This is a genomic window from Streptomyces sp. NPDC002076, assembly GCF_053593835.1.
The window spans coordinates 261,938-281,063 of the sequence record NZ_JBSFDI010000001.1; the positions used below are offsets into that span (position 1 = coordinate 261,938).

The window sequence follows — 19,126 nt, forward strand, 5'->3', positions numbered from 1 at the left end:
CAGTCACTCCTCGGAAGTGCCGGTGCCGCCCCGCTCGGCGACCAGTGCGGCGGCCTCGTCGCGCAGATCGCGGCGGAGCTCCTTGGGGAGGGAGAACGTGATGGACTCCTCGGCGGCCTTGACGATCTCCACGTCGGCGTAACCGCGCTCGCCGAGCCATTCCAGGACCTGCTCGACCAGCACCTCGGGGACGGAGGCGCCGGAGGTGACGCCGACGGTCGTCACGCCCTCCAGCCAGGCCTCGTCGATCTCGTCGGCGAAGTCCACCAGGTAGGCCTCGCGGGCGCCGGCGAGCTTGGCGACCTCGACCAGCCGCTTGGAGTTGGAGGAGTTGCGCGAGCCGACGACGATGACCAGCTCGGCCTCGGCGCCCATCTGCTTCACGGCGAGCTGGCGGTTCTGCGTGGCGTAGCAGATGTCGTCGCTGGGCGGGGAGACCAGGCCCGGGAACTTCGTCTTCAGGGCGTCGACGGTCTCCATGGTCTCGTCCACGGACAGGGTGGTCTGGGACAGCCAGACGACCTTCGACGGGTCGCGGACCTCGACCTTGTCGACATCCGCGGGGCCGTCGACGAGCTGGATGTGGTCGGGGGCCTCGCCGGAGGTGCCGATGACCTCCTCGTGGCCCTCGTGACCGATCAGGAGGATGTCGTAGTCCTCCTTGGCGTAGCGGACGGCTTCCTTGTGGACCTTGGTGACCAGGGGGCAGGTGGCGTCGATGGTGGCGAGGCGGCCCCGTTCGGCCTCCTCGTGCACGACCGGCGCGACGCCGTGCGCCGAGAACATGACGATGTTGCCGGGCGGCACCTCCTCCGTCCGCTCGACGAAGACGGCGCCCTTCTTCTCCAGGGTCTGCACGACATACTTGTTGTGGACGATCTCGTGCCGGACGTAGATCGGGGCCCCGTACTGTTCCAGGGCCTTCTCGACGGCGATCACGGCCCGGTCCACACCGGCGCAATAGCCTCGGGGGGCGGCGAGCAGGACACGGCGGCCAGACGAAGCGGTCATGCGTCCCATCGTAAGGGTGCGTTCGGCGGCGCCGGTTTCGCGTGCCCGGTGCCGCCACTGCCCGCGGCCACGGCGCGAATGCGGCGCGGCGGCTGCGACTCCACTGTCGGTACTCCCCGTTACCCTCAACCGCATGGCTGCGAAAACCACCCCCGAAGCCCCACTGCCCGTAGGTGAGGTCTCCCGGCTGATCGGGGGCTGGATCGATCGGCTCGGTGCGGTGTGGGTCGAGGGGCAGATCACGCAGTTGTCGCGGCGGCCCGGCGCCGGGGTCGTGTTCCTGACGCTGCGGGATCCGTCGTACGACATCTCCGTGAGCGTGACCTGCTACCGGCAGGTGTTCGACGCCGTCGCCGATGTCGTCGGGGAGGGCGCCCGGGTCGTCGTACTGGCCAAGCCGGAGTGGTATGCGCCGAGGGGGCAGCTGTCCTTGCGCGCCGCCGAGATGAGGCCCGTGGGCGTCGGTGAGCTGCTGGCCCGGCTGGAGCAGCTGAAGAAGGCGCTCGCGGCCGAGGGACTGTTCGCGCCGGAGCGGAAGAAGCCGCTGCCCTTTCTGCCGCAGCTGATCGGCCTCGTCTGCGGTCGCGCCTCCGCCGCGGAGCGGGACGTGCTGGAGAACGCCCGCCACCGCTGGCCCGCCGTCCGCTTCGAGGTGCGCAACGTCCCGGTGCAGGGCGTGCACGCCGTCCCGCAGGTCGTACAGGCGGTGAAGGAGCTGGACGAGATCGAGGACGTGGACGTCATCATCGTCGCGCGTGGGGGTGGCAGCGTCGAGGATCTGCTGCCCTTCTCCGACGAGCAGCTCGTGCGGGCCGTGGCCGAGTGCCGTACGCCCGTCGTCTCCGCCATCGGGCACGAGCCGGACAACCCACTGCTGGACCACGTCGCCGACCTGCGCGCCTCCACCCCCACCGACGCGGCCAAGAAGGTCGTACCGGACGTGGGCGAGGAGTTCGAGCGGGTGCGGATGCTGCGGGACCGGGCCCGGCGCTGTGTGAACGCCTATCTGGAACGGGAGGAGCGTGGGCTGGCGCACGCGCTGGCCCGCCCCTCGATAGAGGATCCGCACCGGATGCTCGACGAGCGCGCCGGCCACGTGGCCTCTCTTGTCGAGCGCAGCCGGCGGACCCTCGGGCATCTCCTCGACCGCGCGGACTCGGAGCTGACGCACACACACGCGCGCGTGGTGGCTCTCTCCCCCGCGGCGACGCTCAAGCGCGGCTATGCGGTGCTGCAGAAGACGGACGGGCACGTGGTGCGCGGCCCGGACGAGGTGACGGAAGGCGAGGCGCTCCGGGCCCGCGTCGCCGACGGCGAATTCACAGTGAAGGTGGGCGAATGACCGGCAAGGTGGACGAGGCGCTCTCGTACGAGCAGGCGCGGGACGAACTGATCGAGGTCGTACGGCGCCTGGAGGCGGGCGGTACGACGCTGGAGGAGTCCCTGGCGCTGTGGGAGCGCGGCGAGGAGCTGGCCAAGGTGTGCCGGCGCTGGCTGGAGGGGGCGCGGGCCAGGCTGGACGCGGCGCTGGCCGAGGAGGAAGCCGGGGAGGAGGCGGACGCCGAGTAGGCATCCGTCTGCTGCGCCTGTGAAGCGGGTCACCGCACCACAGTTTTTGTTGAAGGTTGAACTTAGCTGCCGTAGGGTCATCCCTGTCAGCCGATCCGGACCGCGGTCCGGTACGTCGGATCCAGGCGCCACCTAGGAAGTTCACGCATGTCTCTCGTTCTTGACCCCGCCGCCCAGGACCTGCTGTTCCGTGAGGCCCGCACCGCGAACACCTTCACCGACGAGCCGGTGACCGAGGAGCAGGTCCAGGCGATCTACGACCTGGTCAAGTACGGCCCGACCTCCATGAACCAGTCGCCGTTGCGGGTCACCCTGGTCCGCTCCCCCGAGGCCCGCGAGCGTCTCGTGCAGCTCATGGCCGAGGGCAACCAGCCGAAGACCGCCGCCGCCCCGCTGGTCGCGATCCTCTCCGCGGACAACGAGTTCCACGAGGAGCTGCCGGCCCTCTTCCCGCACTTCCCGCAGGCCAAGGACCTCTTCTTCGGTGAGCGCTCGGTGCGCGAGGGCAGCGCCGCCCTCAACGCCGCTCTCCAGGCCGCCTACTTCATCATCGGCGTCCGCGCCGCGGGCCTCGCCGCCGGCCCGATGACCGGCCTCGACTTCGCGGGCGTCCAGAAGGAGTTCCTGGACGACGACCACACCCCGCTGATGGTGGTCAACATCGGCAAGCCGGGCCCGGACGCCTGGTTCCCGCGCTCCCCGCGTCTGGCGTACGAGGACGTCGTCACGACCGTCTGAGCCTTCGGACACACCGTCTGAGCCCCACCGGACACACGAAGAGGCCCCCGGCACCGCCGGGGGCCTCTTCGCATGACCTGTCACGCGCGGCTCACTGCATCTTCAGCGCCGCCGCCAGCTTCGTCAGCTCCTCGAAGGACGCCGTGCCGGCCACCACCGTGGTGGAGCCGGGCGTGCCGTTCAGGACGAGGGCGTCGTAGCGGCCGCCGGTGTAACGGGTCCAGGTGTGGCCGCCGATCGTCTGCGTCTGCTTCGTCGCCGACGCGCCCTGGCTGGCCTGGTCGATGAAATCGGCCGGCTTCTGCGTGGACTGCTCGATCTGCACATACTGGCTGTCCGGGGTCTGGAAGCCCAGATGCCAGCGGTCGCCGTTCTCGCCCTGGAAGCGAACGGAGGTCGCCTTCCAGGTACTGGGCAGGCCCTGGGGCGCGGCCACCGGGTAGCTCGCCGCGCGACGGGCGGTGAGCAGCTCGACCCGGTAATCGACCCGCTTCAGGTCGGGAGAGTGATCGTCGTGCGGGATGCCGAGGAAGTAGACGACCAACGCCGCGATGCCGATCAGGGCCAGGGAGAGAATCATGTCCCGGGCCGTCTTCTGCTTGCCGTTCGAACCTGCCACGCCCCCTATCGTCGCAGGTGCCCCCGGCGCTCATCCGTGGGGTCCTCTGCTCATTTTGTCTGCCTAACGATAGAGTCGGGGCCAACACCCTCATCCGGCCGTCGTCGTATCAGAAAGGTGCGCTCCGATGACCGAAAATCATCATCTGCCGTCCGAGCTCGATGTTCCCTCCGAGGCTCCCGATCGCAACCTCGCCCTGGAACTCGTCCGGGTGACCGAAGCCGCCGCCATGGCAGCGGGCCGTTGGGTGGGGCGCGGCGACAAGAACGGCGCCGACGGTGCCGCGGTGCGCGCCATGCGGACCCTCGTCTCCACCGTGTCGATGAACGGCGTCGTCGTCATCGGCGAGGGCGAGAAGGACGAGGCCCCGATGCTCTTCAACGGGGAGCACGTGGGCGACGGCACCGGTCCCGAGGTCGACATCGCGGTCGACCCGATCGACGGCACCACGCTGACGGCCAAGGGCATGCCGAACGCGATCGCCGTCCTCGCCGCGGCCGAGCGGGGCGCCATGTTCGACCCGTCCGCCGTGTTCTACATGGACAAGCTGGTCACCGGCCCGGAGGCCGCGGAGTTCGTCGACATCGACGCGCCCGTGGCCGTGAACATCAAGCGGATCGCCAAGGCCAAGAAGGCCACGCCCGAGGACGTCACGGTCGTCATCCTCGACCGGCCGCGGCACGAGGGTCTGATCAGGGAGGTCCGGGAGGCCGGCGCGCGCATCAAGCTGATCTCCGACGGCGATGTGGCGGGCTCGATCTACGCGCTGCGCGAGGGCACCGGCGTCGACCTGCTGCTCGGCATCGGCGGTACGCCCGAGGGCATCATCTCGGCCTGCGCCGTGAAGTGCCTGGGCGGCACCATCCAGGGCAAGCTCTGGCCCAAGGACGACGAGGAGCGGGCGCGGGCCATCGACGCCGGGCACGATCTGGACCGCGTCCTGACGACCGACGACCTGGTGTCCGGGGAGAACGTCTTCTTCGTCGCGACCGGGATCACCGACGGTGAGCTGCTGCGGGGTGTCCGGTACCGGTCGGAGACCGCACTGACCGAGTCGATCGTGATGCGGTCGAAGTCCGGCACGGTTCGCCGGATCGACTCCGAGCACCGGCTCGCCAAGCTGCGGGCCTACAGCGCGATCGACTTCGACCGGGCCAAGTAGCACCTGATCGGAGGGGGCGCAGTTCCCTGCGCCCCGCAAGGACCACGGCGCCCTCTGTGCGGAGAGGGCGCCGCTCGTTCACTCAGCCCGCTATGCGGCCCGCCGCCGTCGCCCGTGCCGCCTTCTTCAGTTCCATCTCCCGGCGGCGCCTTCGCGCCAGGACCACACGGCGCTCCGCCGCCGTGAGGCCGCCCCAGACGCCGTACGGCTCGGGCTGGAGGAGGGCGTGTTCGCGACACTCGACCATCACCGGGCAGCGGGCGCAGACGCGCTTGGCCGCCTCCTCGCGGGACAGCCGGGCGGCGGTCGGCTCCTTCGACGGGGCGAAGAACAGGCCCGCCTCGTCGCGCCGGCACACTGCCTCGGTGTGCCAGGGAGCGTCTTGGTCCCTGTCTCGCGCCGGCATCCGCTGGACCGGAAGGGCAGCTACCTGCAAGGACGAATGCGGCGGTTGCAGCACGGTCTACTCCTGACGACGGCTTCGCGAGCGAGAGACGATGCAGCAAGGCCTACCCGCTGTGCGCGCGCCTATGCACAGCGTCCCCAGTCGTGGTCGCGCGAGCGGCTCGTTCGCGCCCCCAGCGCCCCGCTCAGGAGGAGCGGAACCGTCCGGTCACCATCGGATTCGCGACCGTCAACGGCCCAGGTGTCTGCGCAGCTTCCGGTCGACCTTGTCCTGGACCCGCTCCAGCTTCCGGTCGACCTTGCTCTGCACCCGGTCCAGGATGTCCGCCACGCGCTTGCCGCGCTTGGGGCGCGCCTCGACATTGCCGAGTACGGCCCAGCCGTCGACGTAGACGACCGGCGCCTCGGACTCGACCGAGTCCAGCGTGTCCACCTCGAAGTTGCCGAGGACGCCGCCTCCGGTGCCGCGCAGCGACACGTTTTCCGGGACGCGGATCTGGACGTCGCCGAAGACCGAGACCGCCTTGATCACGACCTGCTGGTACTCGAAGATCGCCTCGCTGAGGTCGATCTCGACGCTGCCGAAGACCGAGTACGCATGGATCCGGCGGCCGGCGTGCCAGCGGCCCCGGCGCACGGCGCTGCTGAAGACCGCCACCACGTTCGCGTCCGCCTCCGCCGGGATCGCACCCGGGGAGGGGCGGGGCGGGGCGGGCGTGTACGCGCCGGCGGCGGGGCGCTGGTGGGCGGCGGGCAGGTCCCGGATGAAGGCCTCCAGCTCGCCCACCGTCTTGGCGGCGAGGACGCCCTCGATCCGCTCGGCATGCTCGTCGGCGGTCAGCCGCCCCTCGGCCAGGGCCTCGCGGAGAATCTCGGCGATGCGATCACGGTCGGCGTCCGAGGCGCGCAGCTCGGCGGCAGGTGCTTCGGTGTGCTTCTGAAGGTCCACGGGAACAGCGTACCGAAACGCGATAGATCGCGACTAGGGGCTGTGGAAAACCGCGGCGTGCCGGACTGAGCCCTACCTCACAGGTTCCGTGTCGGCGGCAGGTTCTAGGCTGGTGAGGCCCGCCAGCGTCGGCGGGCGCCGTCCGTCAGAGTGAGGAATGGGCTGAGATGCCTGAGTTCGCGTACACCGATCTGCTCCCCCAGGGAGAGGACACCACCCCGTACCGGCTGGTGACGTCCGAGGGCGTCTCCACCGTCGAGGGCCCGGACGGGCGGACGTTCCTCAAGGTGGAGCCGGAGGCGCTGCGCAAGCTGGCCGAGGAGGCCATCCACGACATCCAGCACTACCTCCGCCCCGCCCACCTCGCCCAGCTGCGCCGGATCATCGACGACCCGGAGGCGTCCAGCAACGACAAGTTCGTCGCCCTGGACCTGCTGAAGAACGCGAACATCGCGGCGGCCGGCGTGCTCCCGATGTGCCAGGACACCGGCACGGCGATCGTCATGGGCAAGCGCGGGCAGAACGTGCTGACGGCCGGCGAGGACGAGAGGCACCTCTCCCACGGCATCTACGACGCCTACACCAAGCTCAACCTGCGCTACTCGCAGATGGCTCCGCTCACCATGTGGGAGGAGAAGAACACCGGCTCCAACCTGCCGGCCCAGATCGAGCTGTACGCCACCGACGGCGGCGCCTACAAGTTCCTGTTCATGGCGAAGGGCGGCGGCAGCGCCAACAAGTCCTTCCTCTACCAGGAGACGAAGGCGGTCCTGAACGAGTCCTCCATGATGAAGTTCCTGGAGGAGAAGATCCGTTCGCTCGGTACGGCCGCCTGCCCGCCGTACCACCTGGCGATCGTCGTCGGCGGCACCAGCGCCGAGTACGCGCTGAAGACCGCGAAGTACGCCTCCGCGCACTACCTGGACGAGATCCCGGCGGAGGGCTCGGAGCTCGGCCACGGCTTCCGCGACAAGGACCTCGAGGAGAAGGTCTTCGAGCTGACGCAGAAGATCGGCATCGGCGCGCAGTTCGGCGGCAAGTACTTCTGCCACGACGTCCGCGTCGTCCGCCTGCCGCGCCACGGCGCATCCTGCCCGGTCGCCATCGCGGTCTCCTGCTCGGCCGACCGCCAGGCCGTGGCGAAGATCACCGCCGAGGGCGTCTTCCTGGAGCAGCTGGAGACCGACCCGGCGCGCTTCCTGCCGGAGACGACGGACGAGCACCTGGACGAGTCGTCGGACGTGGTCGAGATCGACCTGAACCAGCCGATGGACACGATCCTCGCCGAGCTGACCAAGTACCCGGTCAAGACCCGACTGTCCCTCACCGGGCCGCTGGTCGTCGCCCGTGACATCGCGCACGCCAAGATCAAGGAGCGGCTGGACGCGGGTGAGGAGATGCCGCAGTACCTGAAGGACCACCCGGTGTACTACGCGGGCCCGGCGAAGACCCCCGAGGGCTACGCCTCCGGCTCGTTCGGCCCGACGACGGCCGGCCGCATGGACTCCTACGTGGAGCAGTTCCAGGCGGCGGGCGGCTCCAAGGTGATGCTGGCGAAGGGCAACCGGTCGAAGCAGGTCACCGACGCGTGCAACGCCCATGGCGGCTTCTACCTCGGCTCGATCGGCGGCCCGGCCGCCCGTCTCGCCCAGGACTGCATCAAGAAGGTGGAGGTCCTGGAGTACGAGGAGCTGGGCATGGAGGCGGTCTGGAAGATCGAGGTCGAGGACTTCCCGGCGTTCATCGTCGTGGACGACAAGGGCAACGACTTCTTCACTTCGCGGGAACCTGAGCAGCCGACGTTCACCAGCATCCCGGTGCGGGGTCCTGGCCTGGTCTGAGCCATCCCGTAAGCGCCTCACAGACCCCTCGGCGTGGCCGGGGGGTCTGCTGCTGTCCGTGGGGTGGGTGGCAATATGAGCCCCCCGCTCCCGTGGCTTAAAGCGCACCCTTGACGCCAGCACGACAGCATCGGGAGGGTCCGTGCGTAGAAGTCCGTGCAATCCGCATAGCCCGGGAGGCTGCTGTGTCGCTACGGTTCATCGCCAAGGACCCGAACACGGACGGGGCGAACTGCCCCACGGTCTGGGTCGACGAGGAGAAGCAAGAGATCGTGTTTGCAGGGTTGGACGGTGGACGAGGCGACGCGCGCCGAGTGCCTGAAGACCGGCCCCATCCCCGACAGTGAGACGGTCGTCCGGCTGCCCAAGCGCATGGTCGCCGCCATCAGGGAGGCTTGTGATGCCGCAGACGGCCCCACCGTTCAGTGAGCTGCTGGCGAACTGCCAGCGTTCGGCCGTGCATCTGGAGATGCGCGACTTCTACGACGACCCCGACGAGGCCCCGCGCGTGGCAGCGTGGAAGGCCGGTCACCGGCCGGACCCGAGCGACCGGGAGTCCTGGTGGCGTCCCTGGCTCGACATGGTGTCCGAGGCCGTTTCCCGTGGCGTCGTGATCCGCCGCGCCCGGATCGTCTCCGAGCCGGTGAGCGAGTACACCCGGTACCTCCACGACGGCACGTTCACCAACATCGCCGCTGGTGAGCAGATTCGTTGGCTTCCCCGGCGGAACGCATCGGATCTGGCACTCCCCGGCAATGACTTCTGGTGCTTCGACGACCGTCTGGTGAGGTTCGGCTACTTCTCCGGTGAAGGTGTCTACCTCGGCGACGAAGTGGACGACCGCGCCGAGGTGGTCAAGCTGTGCGCCTCGGCGTTCGAAGCCGTCTGGGACCGGGCTATTCCGCACGACCGCTACAGGATCTGAGAACGCACAGCACCAATGGCCCGTTCCCCTTCGTCCAGCGTCCAGGCGGCCCGTGAGGCGCTTGCAGCACGCCTTCGGGATATCCGCCTAGACGCTGGCCTGAAGGCCCGCGAAGTGGCCGTACAGGCCGGCTGGCATCCCTCCAAGGCGAGTCGGCTGGAGAATGCCGTAACGCCCCCCTCAGACGCCGACATTCGCGATTGGTGCCGCATCTGTGGAGCCGACGATCAAGCCGCCGACCTGATCGCCGCGTCTCGCTCGGCGGAGTCGATGTACGTCGAGTGGCGACGGCTCCAGCGCACCGGGCTACGCCGACTCCAGGAGTCGTACGTCCCACTCTTCGAGCGCACCCGAACCTTCCGGATCTACTGCTCCAACGTGGTGCCCGGCCTGCTCCAGACCCCCGCATACGCAACCGCGCTGCTGACTGAGATCACCGACTTCCGGCAGACGCCCAATGACGTCACGGATGCTGTGGCCGCCCGCATGGATCGGGCGCGGGTCCTGCGTGAAGGAGATCATCGATTCGCCATCCTCGTTGAAGAAGCCGTTTTGCGGTACCGCATTGGTGACGCCGAAGTCGTGGCCGGGCAACTGGGCCATCTTCTGTCGATCATGTCCCTGCCGGCGGTTTCACTCGGAGTGGTGCCGTTCACTGCCTCGCGGCACATGTGGCCGCTCGAGACGTTCTCGATCTATGACAGCGCGCAAGCTCAGGTAGAGCTACTGACTGCCGCTGTGAATGTCACAGCGCCATCGGAGATCGAGCAGTACACGCGAGCGTTCGAACGGCTGTCTGAAGCGGCGGTCTACGGAGGGTCGGCCCGAACCTTGATCACGAAGGCAATCGAGGCGCTCGGCTAATCCGCGTGCAATTTCGTAGAACTTCGTAGAGCCCCGGCATGGCCCGTTCCTAGCGTGGTCTGCACGACCAGAGGAGGGGCGAGCGATCATGGCGAGCGACGCAAGAGCCCGGCTGTCCGAGGCGTTCGACTTGTTCGGCAGCGACGGCAGGCTTCGGGTGTTCCACGACCCGGACGACCCGTTGGGAACGACGGCCGAAGGGGCGGACACTCCCCCGCACTCGGGAGTGGGACGTTCGCGCCTGCCAGATCCCGGGCCGGCGTAAGGCCTGTGCCCGTTGCCCGGCGGCTCCAAGTGACTGTCGGAGCCGCCCCTTGCCTCGGGGTCGGGGCCGGTCGGGGCCGCGAAGTGGGCACCCGGTCCCTCACTCAGGGTAACGACCGGGAACAACCCTGCGTCCCCGGTCGCTATAACCGCCATGAGCGACAGCGACTACCGCATCGAGCACGACTCCATGGGCGAGGTCCGCGTACCCGCCGCCGCGAAGTGGCGGGCCCAGACGCAACGTGCCGTCGAGAACTTCCCCATCTCCGGCCAGCGCATCGAACGCGCGCACATCGAAGCCCTCGCGCGCATCAAGGGCGCCGCCGCCAAGGTGAACGCGCGGGTCGGTGTGCTCGACAAGGAGATCGCCGAGGCGGTCCAGGAGGCGGCAGCCGAGGTCGCCGAGGGAAAGTGGGACGAGCACTTCCCCATCGACGTCTTCCAGACCGGTTCCGGCACCTCGTCCAACATGAACACCAACGAGGTCATCGCCACCCTCGCGACCGAGCGGCTGGGCCGTGACGTGCACCCGAACGACCACGTCAACGCCTCCCAGTCCTCCAACGACGTCTTCCCCTCCTCCATCCACATCGCCGCCACCGCCGCCGTCACCCGCGACCTGATCCCCGCCCTCGACCACCTCGCCGCCTCCCTGAGCCGCAAGTCCGAGGAGTTCGCCGACGTCGTGAAGTCCGGCCGGACCCACCTCATGGACGCCACCCCCGTGACGCTCGGTCAGGAATTCGGCGGATACGCCACCCAGGTTCGCCACGGCGTCGAGCGGCTGCGCGCCTCCCTGCCCCGGCTCGCCGAACTCCCCCTGGGCGGCACCGCCGTCGGCACCGGCATCAACACCCCGCCCGGGTTCTCCGCCGCCGTCATCCAGGAGGTCGCCCGGGTCACCGGGCTGCCGCTGACCGAGGCCCGGGACCACTTCGAGGCGCAGGGCGCCCGGGACGGGATCGTGGAGACCAGCGGGCAGCTCAGGACCATCGCGGTCGGGCTGACGAAGATCGCCAACGATCTGCGGTGGATGGCGTCCGGGCCGCGCACCGGGCTCGCCGAGATCCGGCTGCCCGACCTCCAGCCGGGCTCGTCCATCATGCCGGGCAAGGTCAACCCGGTGATCCCCGAAGCCGTCCTCATGGTGGCCGCGCAGGTCATCGGCAACGACGCGACCATCGCCACCGCCGGCGCCGCCGGGAACTTCGAGCTGAACGTCATGCTGCCGGTCATCGCCAAGAACGTGCTCGAATCCATCCGGCTGCTCGCCAATGTCTCGCGGCTGCTGGCCGACCGGACGATCGACGGCATCACCGCCGACCGGGAGCGGACCCGGGAGTACGCGGAGTCGTCTCCGTCCGTCGTCACCCCGCTGAACAAGTACATCGGCTACGAGGAGGCCGCGAAGGTCGCCAAGAGGTCCCTCGCCGAGCGGAAGACGATCCGGGAAGTCGTCCTGGAGAGCGGGTACGTCGAGCGCGGCGACCTGACCCTGGAACAACTCGACGAGGCACTGGACGTCCTGCGGATGACCCACCCGTAACCACCGGCGGACGTTTCCGGCCACCTGCGCGGAACCGTGATGTGCACCGCAGCGTCGTATGCCCACGGCACCTAATATCTGTCCATGACGGACGACGGAGCGACGACACACGTGGACACGGCGGACACGGCGCACTCGGCGCGCACGGCGGACACACGACCCGTGACGCACTGGACCCCGGGCACCCAGATCCTGTGGCGCTACCGGGAGAACGCCGGCGCGCACATCCACATCGCCCGGCCCGTCACCGTCGTACGCGACGACGCCGAACTGCTCGCCGTGTGGATGGCCCCCGGCACCGAGTGTGTGAAGCCGGTCCTCGCCGACGGCACGCCCGTGCATCTGGAGCCGCTTCAGTCCCGCTACACCAAGCCGCGCTCGGTGCAGCGGGACCGCTGGTTCGGCACGGGTGTGCTGAAGCTGGCCCAGCCCGGCCGGCCCTGGTCGGTGTGGCTGTTCTGGGAGCCGGGCTGGCGGTTCAAGAACTGGTACGTCAACCTGGAGCAGCCCCTGGCCCGTTGGGTGGGCGGGGTGGACTCCGAGGACTACTTCCTGGACATCTCCGTGCACCCCGACCGCAGCTGGCACTGGCGCGACGAGGACGAGTTCGCGCAGGCCCAGCGGGACGGGCTGATGGACGCGCGGACCGCCGAATCGGTCCGGGCGGCCGGGCGGGACGCGGTCGAGGTGATCGAGGCCTGGGGGGCGCCGTTCTCGGACGGCTGGCAGCACTGGCGCCCGGATCCGTCCTGGGCGGTACCTTCTCTCCCCGAGGACTGGGACCGTACGCCCGCGCACGTGTCCTCATGAGACCCTTGATGCGCCCCCGGGCAAGAAACGTAGGATCGTCCTCCGCAAACAGATAATCAGAGTCGGTGCACGGCGCTGTCGTTGAGGGTGGTGGTCGGGTGGCGGGTGGGAGCACAAGTGCAACTTCCGGAGCACACGCCGGGCTTGACCGATCGTCACCGAGGGGCGGCAATACGTGAGCGAGGGGCACCAGGGCACAGGAACCATCTCTGACCACGCGGGAATTCCGTTCCTGGGGCACGTATTGCGGGTATCGGGACTTCTGCGGGAGCAACTGCGCGCCCGGCGCGCAGTGCCGTACGGATGGATGCGACACGCGTGACGGAGCAGCCCACCTCCTTCGAGCGCCCCCAGGGCGCCGACCCCGCGGAGGGCCGCGGGGCGCTCCTGCGTACCCCGAAGCCCGCCGCGACCCCCGCCTTACCGGCACAGGCCCGGGCCGAGGGAGCGTCCTCCGGACCGGGCACGGCCACGCCCTGTGGCAAGGGAAAGGACGGCAAGGGGATTCAGCCCCCGGTCGGCAAGGGGAAGGAGCCCCCAGTCAACGGCCCCGAGCACTCCCAGCCCGCCACCACCGAACCCGGTGCACACCGCCCGCGACCCGCCCCGGAGGCCATTCCGCCGCGCTCCGCGCCGGAGGCCATTCCGCCGCAGCCCGGCGCCGAGCAGGAGCGGACGGCGGAGCGTGCCCCGGGCGGTCAGGAGCGCCGTACCGGGCGCGGCCTGCCGCCGGGCCGGCCGATGCCGATGCGGCGCGACGGCGACCGGCTGAGGTTCGTGGGTGCGGCCACCCGGCGGATCGCCCGCGGACTGGACCTGGACGAGATCGTGATGGGCCTGTGCCGGGCGACCGTGCCGACCTTCTCGGACGCGATCCTGGTCTATCTGCGCGACCCGCTGCCGGTCGGCGACGAGCGGCCCATCGGTCCGGTGGTGCTGCGGCTGCGCCGTACCGACCGGATACCGGAGGACCGGGACACCGACGGTGTGCTGCTGCCCGCCTTCGAACCCGAGCCGGAGCCGAGCGCGCTGGCCGAGCTGTCGTCGCTCACCACCGAGCTGTGCGAGGTGCGCCCCGGCGGCGCGCTGAACGAGGTGCTGCGCGGGGTGCGGCCGGTGTTCGCCGACGCGCCCGCCGCCCGGGCCGCGCTGCCCGAGCTGCTCGGCGAGTGCGCCGAGACGGTCGTACCGTCCGGGCAGCACGCGATCCTCGCACCGCTGCGCGGCCGACGCCGGGTGATCGGCGCGGCCCTGTTCCTGCGCCGCCCGGACCGGCTCGCCTTCGAGGGCGACGATCTGCTGGTGGCGGCCCAGCTGGCCACGCACAGCGCGCTCGGCATCGACAAGGCGGTGCTGTACGGCCGGGAGGCGTACATCGCCGACGAGCTGCAGCGCACCATGCTGCCGGAGACCCTGCCCCGGCCGACGGGTGTGCGGCTGGCCTCGCGGTATCTGCCGGCCGCGGAGACCGCGCGGGTCGGCGGCGACTGGTACGACGCGATCCCGCTGCCCGGCAGCCGGGTCGCGCTCGTGGTCGGTGACGTCATGGGGCACTCCATGACCTCGGCGGCGATCATGGGCCAGCTGCGGACGACCGCGCAGACCCTGGCCGGGCTCGATCTGCCGCCGCAGGAGGTGCTGCACCACCTGGACGAGCAGGCGCAGCGGCTCGGCACGGACCGCATGGCGACCTGCCTGTACGCCGTCTACGACCCGGTGACGCACCGCATCACCATCGCCAACGCCGGCCATCCGCCGCCCGTGCTGCTGCACCTGGGCGGCCGGGCCGAGGTGCTGCGGGTGCCGCCGGGCGCGCCGATCGGCGTCGGCGGGGTCGACTTCGAGGCCGTGGAGCTGGACGCGCCCGCCGGGGCCACGCTGCTCCTCTACACCGACGGGCTGGTGGAGTCCCGGCTGCGGGACGTGTGGACCGGCATAGAGCAGTTGCGGGAAAAGCTGGCCGCGACCGCCCAGTTGACCGGCCCGGACCATCCGCCGCCGCTGGAAGCGCTGTGCGACGAGGTGCTGGACATGCTCGGGCCGGGCGACCGGGACGACGACATCGCCTTGCTCGCGGCCCGCTTCGACGGGATCGCGCCGAGCGACGTGGCGTACTGGAAGCTGGAGCCGGAGGAGACGGCCCCCGGCCAGGCCCGCCGGCTGGCCCGGCGCGCGCTCGCCCGCTGGGACCTGGAGGACCTGTCGGACTCGGTGGAGCTGCTGGTCAGCGAGGTCGTGACGAACGCCGTACGGTACGCGTCGCGGCCGGTGACGCTGCGGCTGCTGCGCACGGACGTGCTGCGCTGCGAGGTCGGCGACGACGTGCCGCAGCTGCCGCGCCTTCGGCAGGCCCGGGCCACGGACGAGGGCGGGCGCGGCCTGTACCTGGTCAACAAGCTGGCCCGGCGCTGGGGTGCGACCCGGCTGAGCACCGGCAAGGTGGTGTGGTTCGAGCTGAACCGGGGCTGAGAGCCCCGCTACCTGCGCGAAGGGCGCCCGGCTGCTGCCGGGCGCCCTTCGCGTGGGTTGCCCCTACTGTCCGCCGACGCCGAGCGGGTCCTGCGGGGTGGCGCCGTCCGAGGGTCCGGACGGCGGCGGCGACGACGTGGTCGGCGGCGGCGAGGACGACTGGCTCGGCGGCGGCGAGGACGTCGAGTGACTCGGCGGCGGAGACGACGCCGAGTGGCTCGGCGGCGGCGAGGAGGACTGGCTCGGCGGCGGCGAGGACGACTGGGTCGGCGGCGGGGAGGACGTCTGCGACGGCTGGACGGCCGCGCCCTGGGTGGTCTCCAGGTCGAACTTGCTGACGCCGCCCATCGCCCCGAAGGTGTACGCGGCCCAGATCTTCGCCGGGTAGCTACCACCGTTGATGCGGCCGCCGCCCGTGGTGATGAGGCCCGTGGCGCCCGTCAGCGGGACCTGTGCATGGGTCTTGGCGTCCTCGCCGAACAGGCCGACCGAGGTGACGAGGCCGGGCGTGTAGCCGGTGAACCAGGCGGACTTGTTGTTGTCGGAGGTACCCGTCTTGCCGGCGACCTGCTGGCCGTCGCGCAGCGGGTTCTGCGCCACGGACCCACTGGCCGTACCGTCGTCGACCACGCCGGTGAGCACCGAGGTGACCGTGTCGGCGGCCTCGCGGGGGATCACCTGGTCGCCGATCGGATCCGGCAGGGTGACGCTGTTGTCCTTGTGGTCGGCCGACTTGATGATCGCCGGGGTGACCTTCCGGCCGTGGTTGTCGAGGGTCGCGTAGATGCCGGCCATCTCCAGCGGGCTCGCGCCCATGGAGCCCAGCGTCTGTGCGGGGACCGGATCCATGCCCTTGGTGTCCATACCGAGCTTGCCGGCCACGGCCATCACGTTTTTCATGCCCACGTCGACGCCCATCTGTGCGAAGACGGAGTTGACGGACTGGTTCATGGCCTTCTGGACGGTGATGGGGCCGTAGTCGTGGTCGTCCTCGTTCGGCGGGCCGAAGCCGACCTTGCTGCCGTGGTCCACGACCTGGCGGCCGCTGGTGCCGTCGTAGATCGTGTTCGCCGTGATGGGCTGGCCGTCCTGCGTCTGGGCGCCCTCGGCCAGAGCGGCGGCCAGGATCACCGGCTTGAAGGTGGAGGCGGGCTGGTAGTCGCGGCGGGTCGCGTTGTTGGTGAAGTGCTTGAAGTAGTCCTCACCGCCGTACATGGCGAGGACCTTGCCCGTCTTCGTGTCGACGGACACGGCGCCGGGCTGGACGTTGCCGTCGACGGAGCGCTTCTTCGCATCCAGCTTGCTGGTCAGCTGCTCCTTGACGGACTGCTCCAGCTCGCGCTGTTTCTTCGGGTCGATGTTGAGCGTGATGGTCCAGCCGCCCTTCTTCACCAACGCCTCGGCGTCACCGAGGGAGTTGGCCCTGCCCTGGGCGACCAGCTGCTTCTCCAGCGCCGCGTTGGCCGCGTCCACCAGGTAGCCGGTCTGCCCCTTCATACCGGGCGCCGCCTTGGGCGCCTTCGGTACCGGGAACTTCAGGGTCTGGCGCTTGCCCGCGTCCAGCCAGTGCTGCTTGACCATGTTGTCCAGGACGTAGTTCCAGCGGGCCACGGCCAGCCTCTTGCCAGTGTCGCTCGCGATGGCCCAGTCGTACTGGTTCGGCGCCTGGAGCAGCGCGGCGAGGTAGGCGCCCTCCTGGACCGTGAGGTTCTTGGCGTCCTTGTGGTAGTACGCCTGTGCCGCGGCCTGGATGCCGTAGGCGCCGCGGCCGTAGTAGCTGGTGTTGATGTAGCCCGCGAGGATGTAGTCCTTGGACTTCTGGCGGTCCAGCTTCAGGGAGATGACCAGTTCCTTCAGCTTGCGCGAGACGGTCTGGTTCTGGTCCAGGTAGTAGTTCTTGACGTACTGCTGGGTGATCGTGGAACCGCCCTGCGTGCCGCGCCCCATGAGGGTGTTGAGCACACCGCGGGCGGTGCCCCGCAGGTCGACGCCGGCGTCGTGGTAGAAGGTCTTGTTCTCGGCCGCGACGAAGGTGCGCTGGACGTCCTTGGGGACTTCGGAGAGGTCGACGCTCTCCCGGTTGAGCTGGCCGGTGCGGGCGAGCATCGTGCCGTCGCTGTACTTGTAGATGTTGCTCTGAAGCTGGGCGTCGGCGTTGCCCGCCGGGATGTCGACGTACATGTACAGCCCGATGAAGGCCGCGATCGCGAGCAGGCACGTCCCGAAGAACGTGCCGAGGATCTTCTTCCAGGTGAAGAGCCGGCGTATGCGGCCCTTGGGCGGCTTGGCGCCGGCCGGTGCACCCGCCGTGGGACCGGAGCGGCGGCGCCTGGGCGCCGCGCGGTGGCCACCGCGCTGTCGCGCTCGTCTCTCTTCCGCTCGTCCCATGGGTTCCTTCGCTCGCTTCCGTCTCGGGTTCCACCTCGGGGTCAGCTCCGAAAGCTAACACCCGTCTATATGACAAAGGACGTCCGATCCGCACTTTTACGGACGTGACAATCAGCACCTGCTCCAAGGGAACCGACGGATCTGGCGGTCATGGGGTTGCTTCCCGCACGCAAAAGTGACCACGGCATCAGCGCCGCGCCGATGCCACGCAGCGCAGGCCCGCTGTTTCGGAACCGTGACAATCGGCTCCCACCTGCGTCGCCGTACAGCGCGCCATGATCTCCACACTGCGCGTATACATACGGCGTATACACCATGTGTAGAGTGCTTGACATGTCCATCGGTCACACTCTCCTGGGACTCCTGGAGTCCGGCCCGCGGCACGGCTACGACCTGAAGCGGGCCTTCGACGAGAAGTTCGGTCACGACCGGCCACTGCACTACGGCCAGGTCTACTCCACGATGTCCCGGCTGCTGAAACACGGCCTCGTGGAGGTCGACGGGATCGAGGCCGGCGGCGGCCCCGAGCGCAAGCGGTACGCCATCACCGACGCCGGCATCACGGACGTCGAGCGCTGGCTCGGCACCCCGGAGAAGCCGGAGGAGTATCTGCAGTCGACCCTGTACACCAAGGTCGTCCTCGCCCTCCTCACCCACCGCGACGCCGCCGTCATCCTCGACACCCAGCGCGCCGAGCACCTGCGCAGCATGCGGATCCTCACCGACCGCAAGCGCAAGGGCGACCTCGCGGACCAGCTGATCTGCGATCACGCGCTGTTCCACCTGGAGGCCGACCTGCGCTGGCTGGAGCTGACCGCCGCGCGCCTCGACAAGCTCCGTGCGGAGGTGGCCAAGTGACCGCTCCCGCCGGCTCCCTGCTCACCGCCGAGAACCTGCGCAAGGCCTACGGCCCCACGGTCGCGCTCGACGGCGCCGAGTTCTCCATCCACCCCGGCGAGGTCGTCGCCGTCATGGGCCCCTCCGGCTCCGGCAAGTCGACCCTGCTGCACTGCCTCGCCGGCATCGTGCCGCCCGACTCCGGGTCCATCGTCTACAACGGCCGCGAACTGGCCGGCATGAGCGACGCCGAACGCAGCGCGCTGCGGCGGTCCGAGTTCGGGTTCGTCTTCCAGTTCGGCCAGCTGGTGCCCGAGCTGACCTGTGTGGAGAACGTGGCGCTGCCGCTGAGGCTGAGCGGCACCTCCCGCAAGCAGGCCGAGAAGGCCGCGCTCGCCTGGATGGAACGCCTTGAGGTGGACGACCTCAAGGCCAAGCGGCCCGGCGAGGTCTCCGGCGGCCAGGGGCAGCGCGTCGCGGTGGCGCGGGCGCTGGTCACCGGTCCCCGGGTGGTGTTCGCCGACGAGCCGACCGGCGCGCTGGACTCCCTCAACGGCGAGCGCGTGATGGAGTTGCTGACCGACGCGGCCCGCACCACCAACGCGGCCGTCGTGCTGGTCACGCACGAGCCCCGGGTGGCCGCCTACTCCGACCGCGAGATCGTGGTACGCGACGGCAAGTCCCGCGACATGGAGCGGGCCATATGAATGCCCGCCCGTCACCCACCAC

Annotated in this window: 17 protein-coding genes and 1 pseudogene; 13 read left to right on the forward strand and 5 right to left on the reverse strand. The window is 69.8% G+C overall.

Going from position 1 to position 19,126, the window contains the following annotated elements; genetic code table 11:
- Nucleotides 1-3: 3 nt before the first annotated feature.
- Nucleotides 4-1,020 (reverse strand): 4-hydroxy-3-methylbut-2-enyl diphosphate reductase, encoded by a 1,017-nt coding sequence (locus ACWCQS_RS01210; RefSeq protein WP_451002542.1) that lies wholly within the window; start codon nt 1,018-1,020, stop codon nt 4-6.
- Nucleotides 1,021-1,144: 124 nt separating this feature from the next.
- On the opposite strand from ACWCQS_RS01210, the gene xseA reads away from it, so the two are divergent.
- The 3 genes from xseA to ACWCQS_RS01225 all read left to right on the forward strand — a co-directional run bounded on the left by xseA (nt 1,145) and on the right by ACWCQS_RS01225 (nt 3,318).
- Nucleotides 1,145-2,353 carry an exodeoxyribonuclease VII large subunit gene (gene xseA / locus ACWCQS_RS01215; protein WP_451002543.1) on the forward strand — a complete coding sequence of 403 codons (1,209 nt, stop codon included), beginning with the start codon at nt 1,145-1,147 and terminating at the stop codon, nt 2,351-2,353.
- Entirely contained in the window at nt 2,350-2,580 is a 231-nt protein-coding gene (locus tag ACWCQS_RS01220; protein WP_451002544.1) for an exodeoxyribonuclease VII small subunit, read from the forward strand. The genes xseA and ACWCQS_RS01220 overlap by 4 nt, the downstream gene beginning before the upstream one ends.
- Before the next feature lie 147 nt (nt 2,581-2,727).
- The gene (locus ACWCQS_RS01225; protein ID WP_451002545.1) at nt 2,728-3,318 is read left to right on the forward strand and encodes a malonic semialdehyde reductase; all 591 of its coding nucleotides are present in this window, start codon (nt 2,728-2,730) and stop codon (nt 3,316-3,318) included.
- Nucleotides 3,319-3,409: 91 nt separating this feature from the next.
- On the opposite strand, the gene ACWCQS_RS01230 is transcribed toward ACWCQS_RS01225, so the two are convergent.
- Nucleotides 3,410-3,937, reverse strand: a complete 528-nt coding sequence (locus tag ACWCQS_RS01230) for a DUF4245 domain-containing protein (protein ID WP_451002546.1) — start codon at nt 3,935-3,937, stop codon at nt 3,410-3,412.
- Nucleotides 3,938-4,064: 127 nt separating this feature from the next.
- Here ACWCQS_RS01230 and glpX point away from each other — a divergent pair, with 127 nt between their 5' ends.
- Nucleotides 4,065-5,099, forward strand: a complete 1,035-nt coding sequence (gene glpX, locus ACWCQS_RS01235; protein WP_388620318.1) for a class II fructose-bisphosphatase — start codon at nt 4,065-4,067, stop codon at nt 5,097-5,099.
- Nucleotides 5,100-5,181: 82 nt separating this feature from the next.
- Here the strand turns inward: glpX and ACWCQS_RS01240 are convergent, their stop codons facing one another.
- Both ACWCQS_RS01240 and ACWCQS_RS01245 read right to left on the reverse strand, forming a co-directional pair.
- Nucleotides 5,182-5,559 carry a WhiB family transcriptional regulator gene (locus ACWCQS_RS01240; protein ID WP_451002547.1) on the reverse strand — a complete coding sequence of 126 codons (378 nt, stop codon included), beginning with the start codon at nt 5,557-5,559 and terminating at the stop codon, nt 5,182-5,184.
- A 174-nt stretch (nt 5,560-5,733) separates the two neighbouring features.
- Nucleotides 5,734-6,453, reverse strand: a complete 720-nt coding sequence (locus ACWCQS_RS01245) for a DUF1707 SHOCT-like domain-containing protein (RefSeq protein ID WP_451002548.1) — start codon at nt 6,451-6,453, stop codon at nt 5,734-5,736.
- 167 nt (nt 6,454-6,620) lie between these two features.
- Between ACWCQS_RS01245 and ACWCQS_RS01250 the strand changes: the two genes are divergently transcribed.
- The 7 genes and pseudogenes from ACWCQS_RS01250 to ACWCQS_RS01280 all read left to right on the forward strand — a co-directional run bounded on the left by ACWCQS_RS01250 (nt 6,621) and on the right by ACWCQS_RS01280 (nt 15,172).
- Nucleotides 6,621-8,294, forward strand: coding sequence for a fumarate hydratase (locus ACWCQS_RS01250; protein ID WP_451002549.1), 1,674 nt, complete (start codon nt 6,621-6,623; stop codon nt 8,292-8,294).
- 185 nt (nt 8,295-8,479) lie between these two features.
- Nucleotides 8,480-8,723 (forward strand): annotated as a pseudogene (locus tag ACWCQS_RS01255) (hypothetical protein).
- Nucleotides 8,695-9,219, forward strand: coding sequence for a DUF6879 family protein (locus ACWCQS_RS01260; protein ID WP_451002550.1), 525 nt, complete (start codon nt 8,695-8,697; stop codon nt 9,217-9,219). Before ACWCQS_RS01255 ends, ACWCQS_RS01260 begins: the two are co-directional and overlap by 29 nt.
- A gap of 15 nt (nt 9,220-9,234) precedes the next feature.
- Nucleotides 9,235-10,083, forward strand: coding sequence for a helix-turn-helix domain-containing protein (locus ACWCQS_RS01265; RefSeq protein ID WP_451002551.1), 849 nt, complete (start codon nt 9,235-9,237; stop codon nt 10,081-10,083).
- A gap of 418 nt (nt 10,084-10,501) precedes the next feature.
- Complete coding sequence (locus tag ACWCQS_RS01270) at nt 10,502-11,893, forward strand: class II fumarate hydratase (protein WP_451002552.1); 1,392 nt, start codon at nt 10,502-10,504, stop codon at nt 11,891-11,893.
- 78 nt (nt 11,894-11,971) lie between these two features.
- Complete coding sequence (gene fomD / locus ACWCQS_RS01275) at nt 11,972-12,703, forward strand: cytidylyl-2-hydroxypropylphosphonate hydrolase (protein ID WP_451003000.1); 732 nt, start codon at nt 11,972-11,974, stop codon at nt 12,701-12,703.
- 318 nt (nt 12,704-13,021) lie between these two features.
- Entirely contained in the window at nt 13,022-15,172 is a 2,151-nt protein-coding gene (locus tag ACWCQS_RS01280; RefSeq protein ID WP_451002553.1) for a SpoIIE family protein phosphatase, read from the forward strand.
- A gap of 63 nt (nt 15,173-15,235) precedes the next feature.
- Here the strand turns inward: ACWCQS_RS01280 and ACWCQS_RS01285 are convergent, their stop codons facing one another.
- Nucleotides 15,236-17,560, reverse strand: coding sequence for a transglycosylase domain-containing protein (locus tag ACWCQS_RS01285; RefSeq protein ID WP_451002554.1), 2,325 nt, complete (start codon nt 17,558-17,560; stop codon nt 15,236-15,238).
- 333 nt (nt 17,561-17,893) lie between these two features.
- On the opposite strand from ACWCQS_RS01285, the gene ACWCQS_RS01290 reads away from it, so the two are divergent.
- Entirely contained in the window at nt 17,894-18,418 is a 525-nt protein-coding gene (locus ACWCQS_RS01290) for a PadR family transcriptional regulator (RefSeq protein WP_451002555.1), read from the forward strand.
- Nucleotides 18,415-19,104, forward strand: a complete 690-nt coding sequence (locus tag ACWCQS_RS01295; RefSeq protein WP_451002556.1) for an ABC transporter ATP-binding protein — start codon at nt 18,415-18,417, stop codon at nt 19,102-19,104. The genes ACWCQS_RS01290 and ACWCQS_RS01295 overlap by 4 nt, the downstream gene beginning before the upstream one ends.
- Nucleotides 19,105-19,126 lie beyond the last annotated feature (22 nt).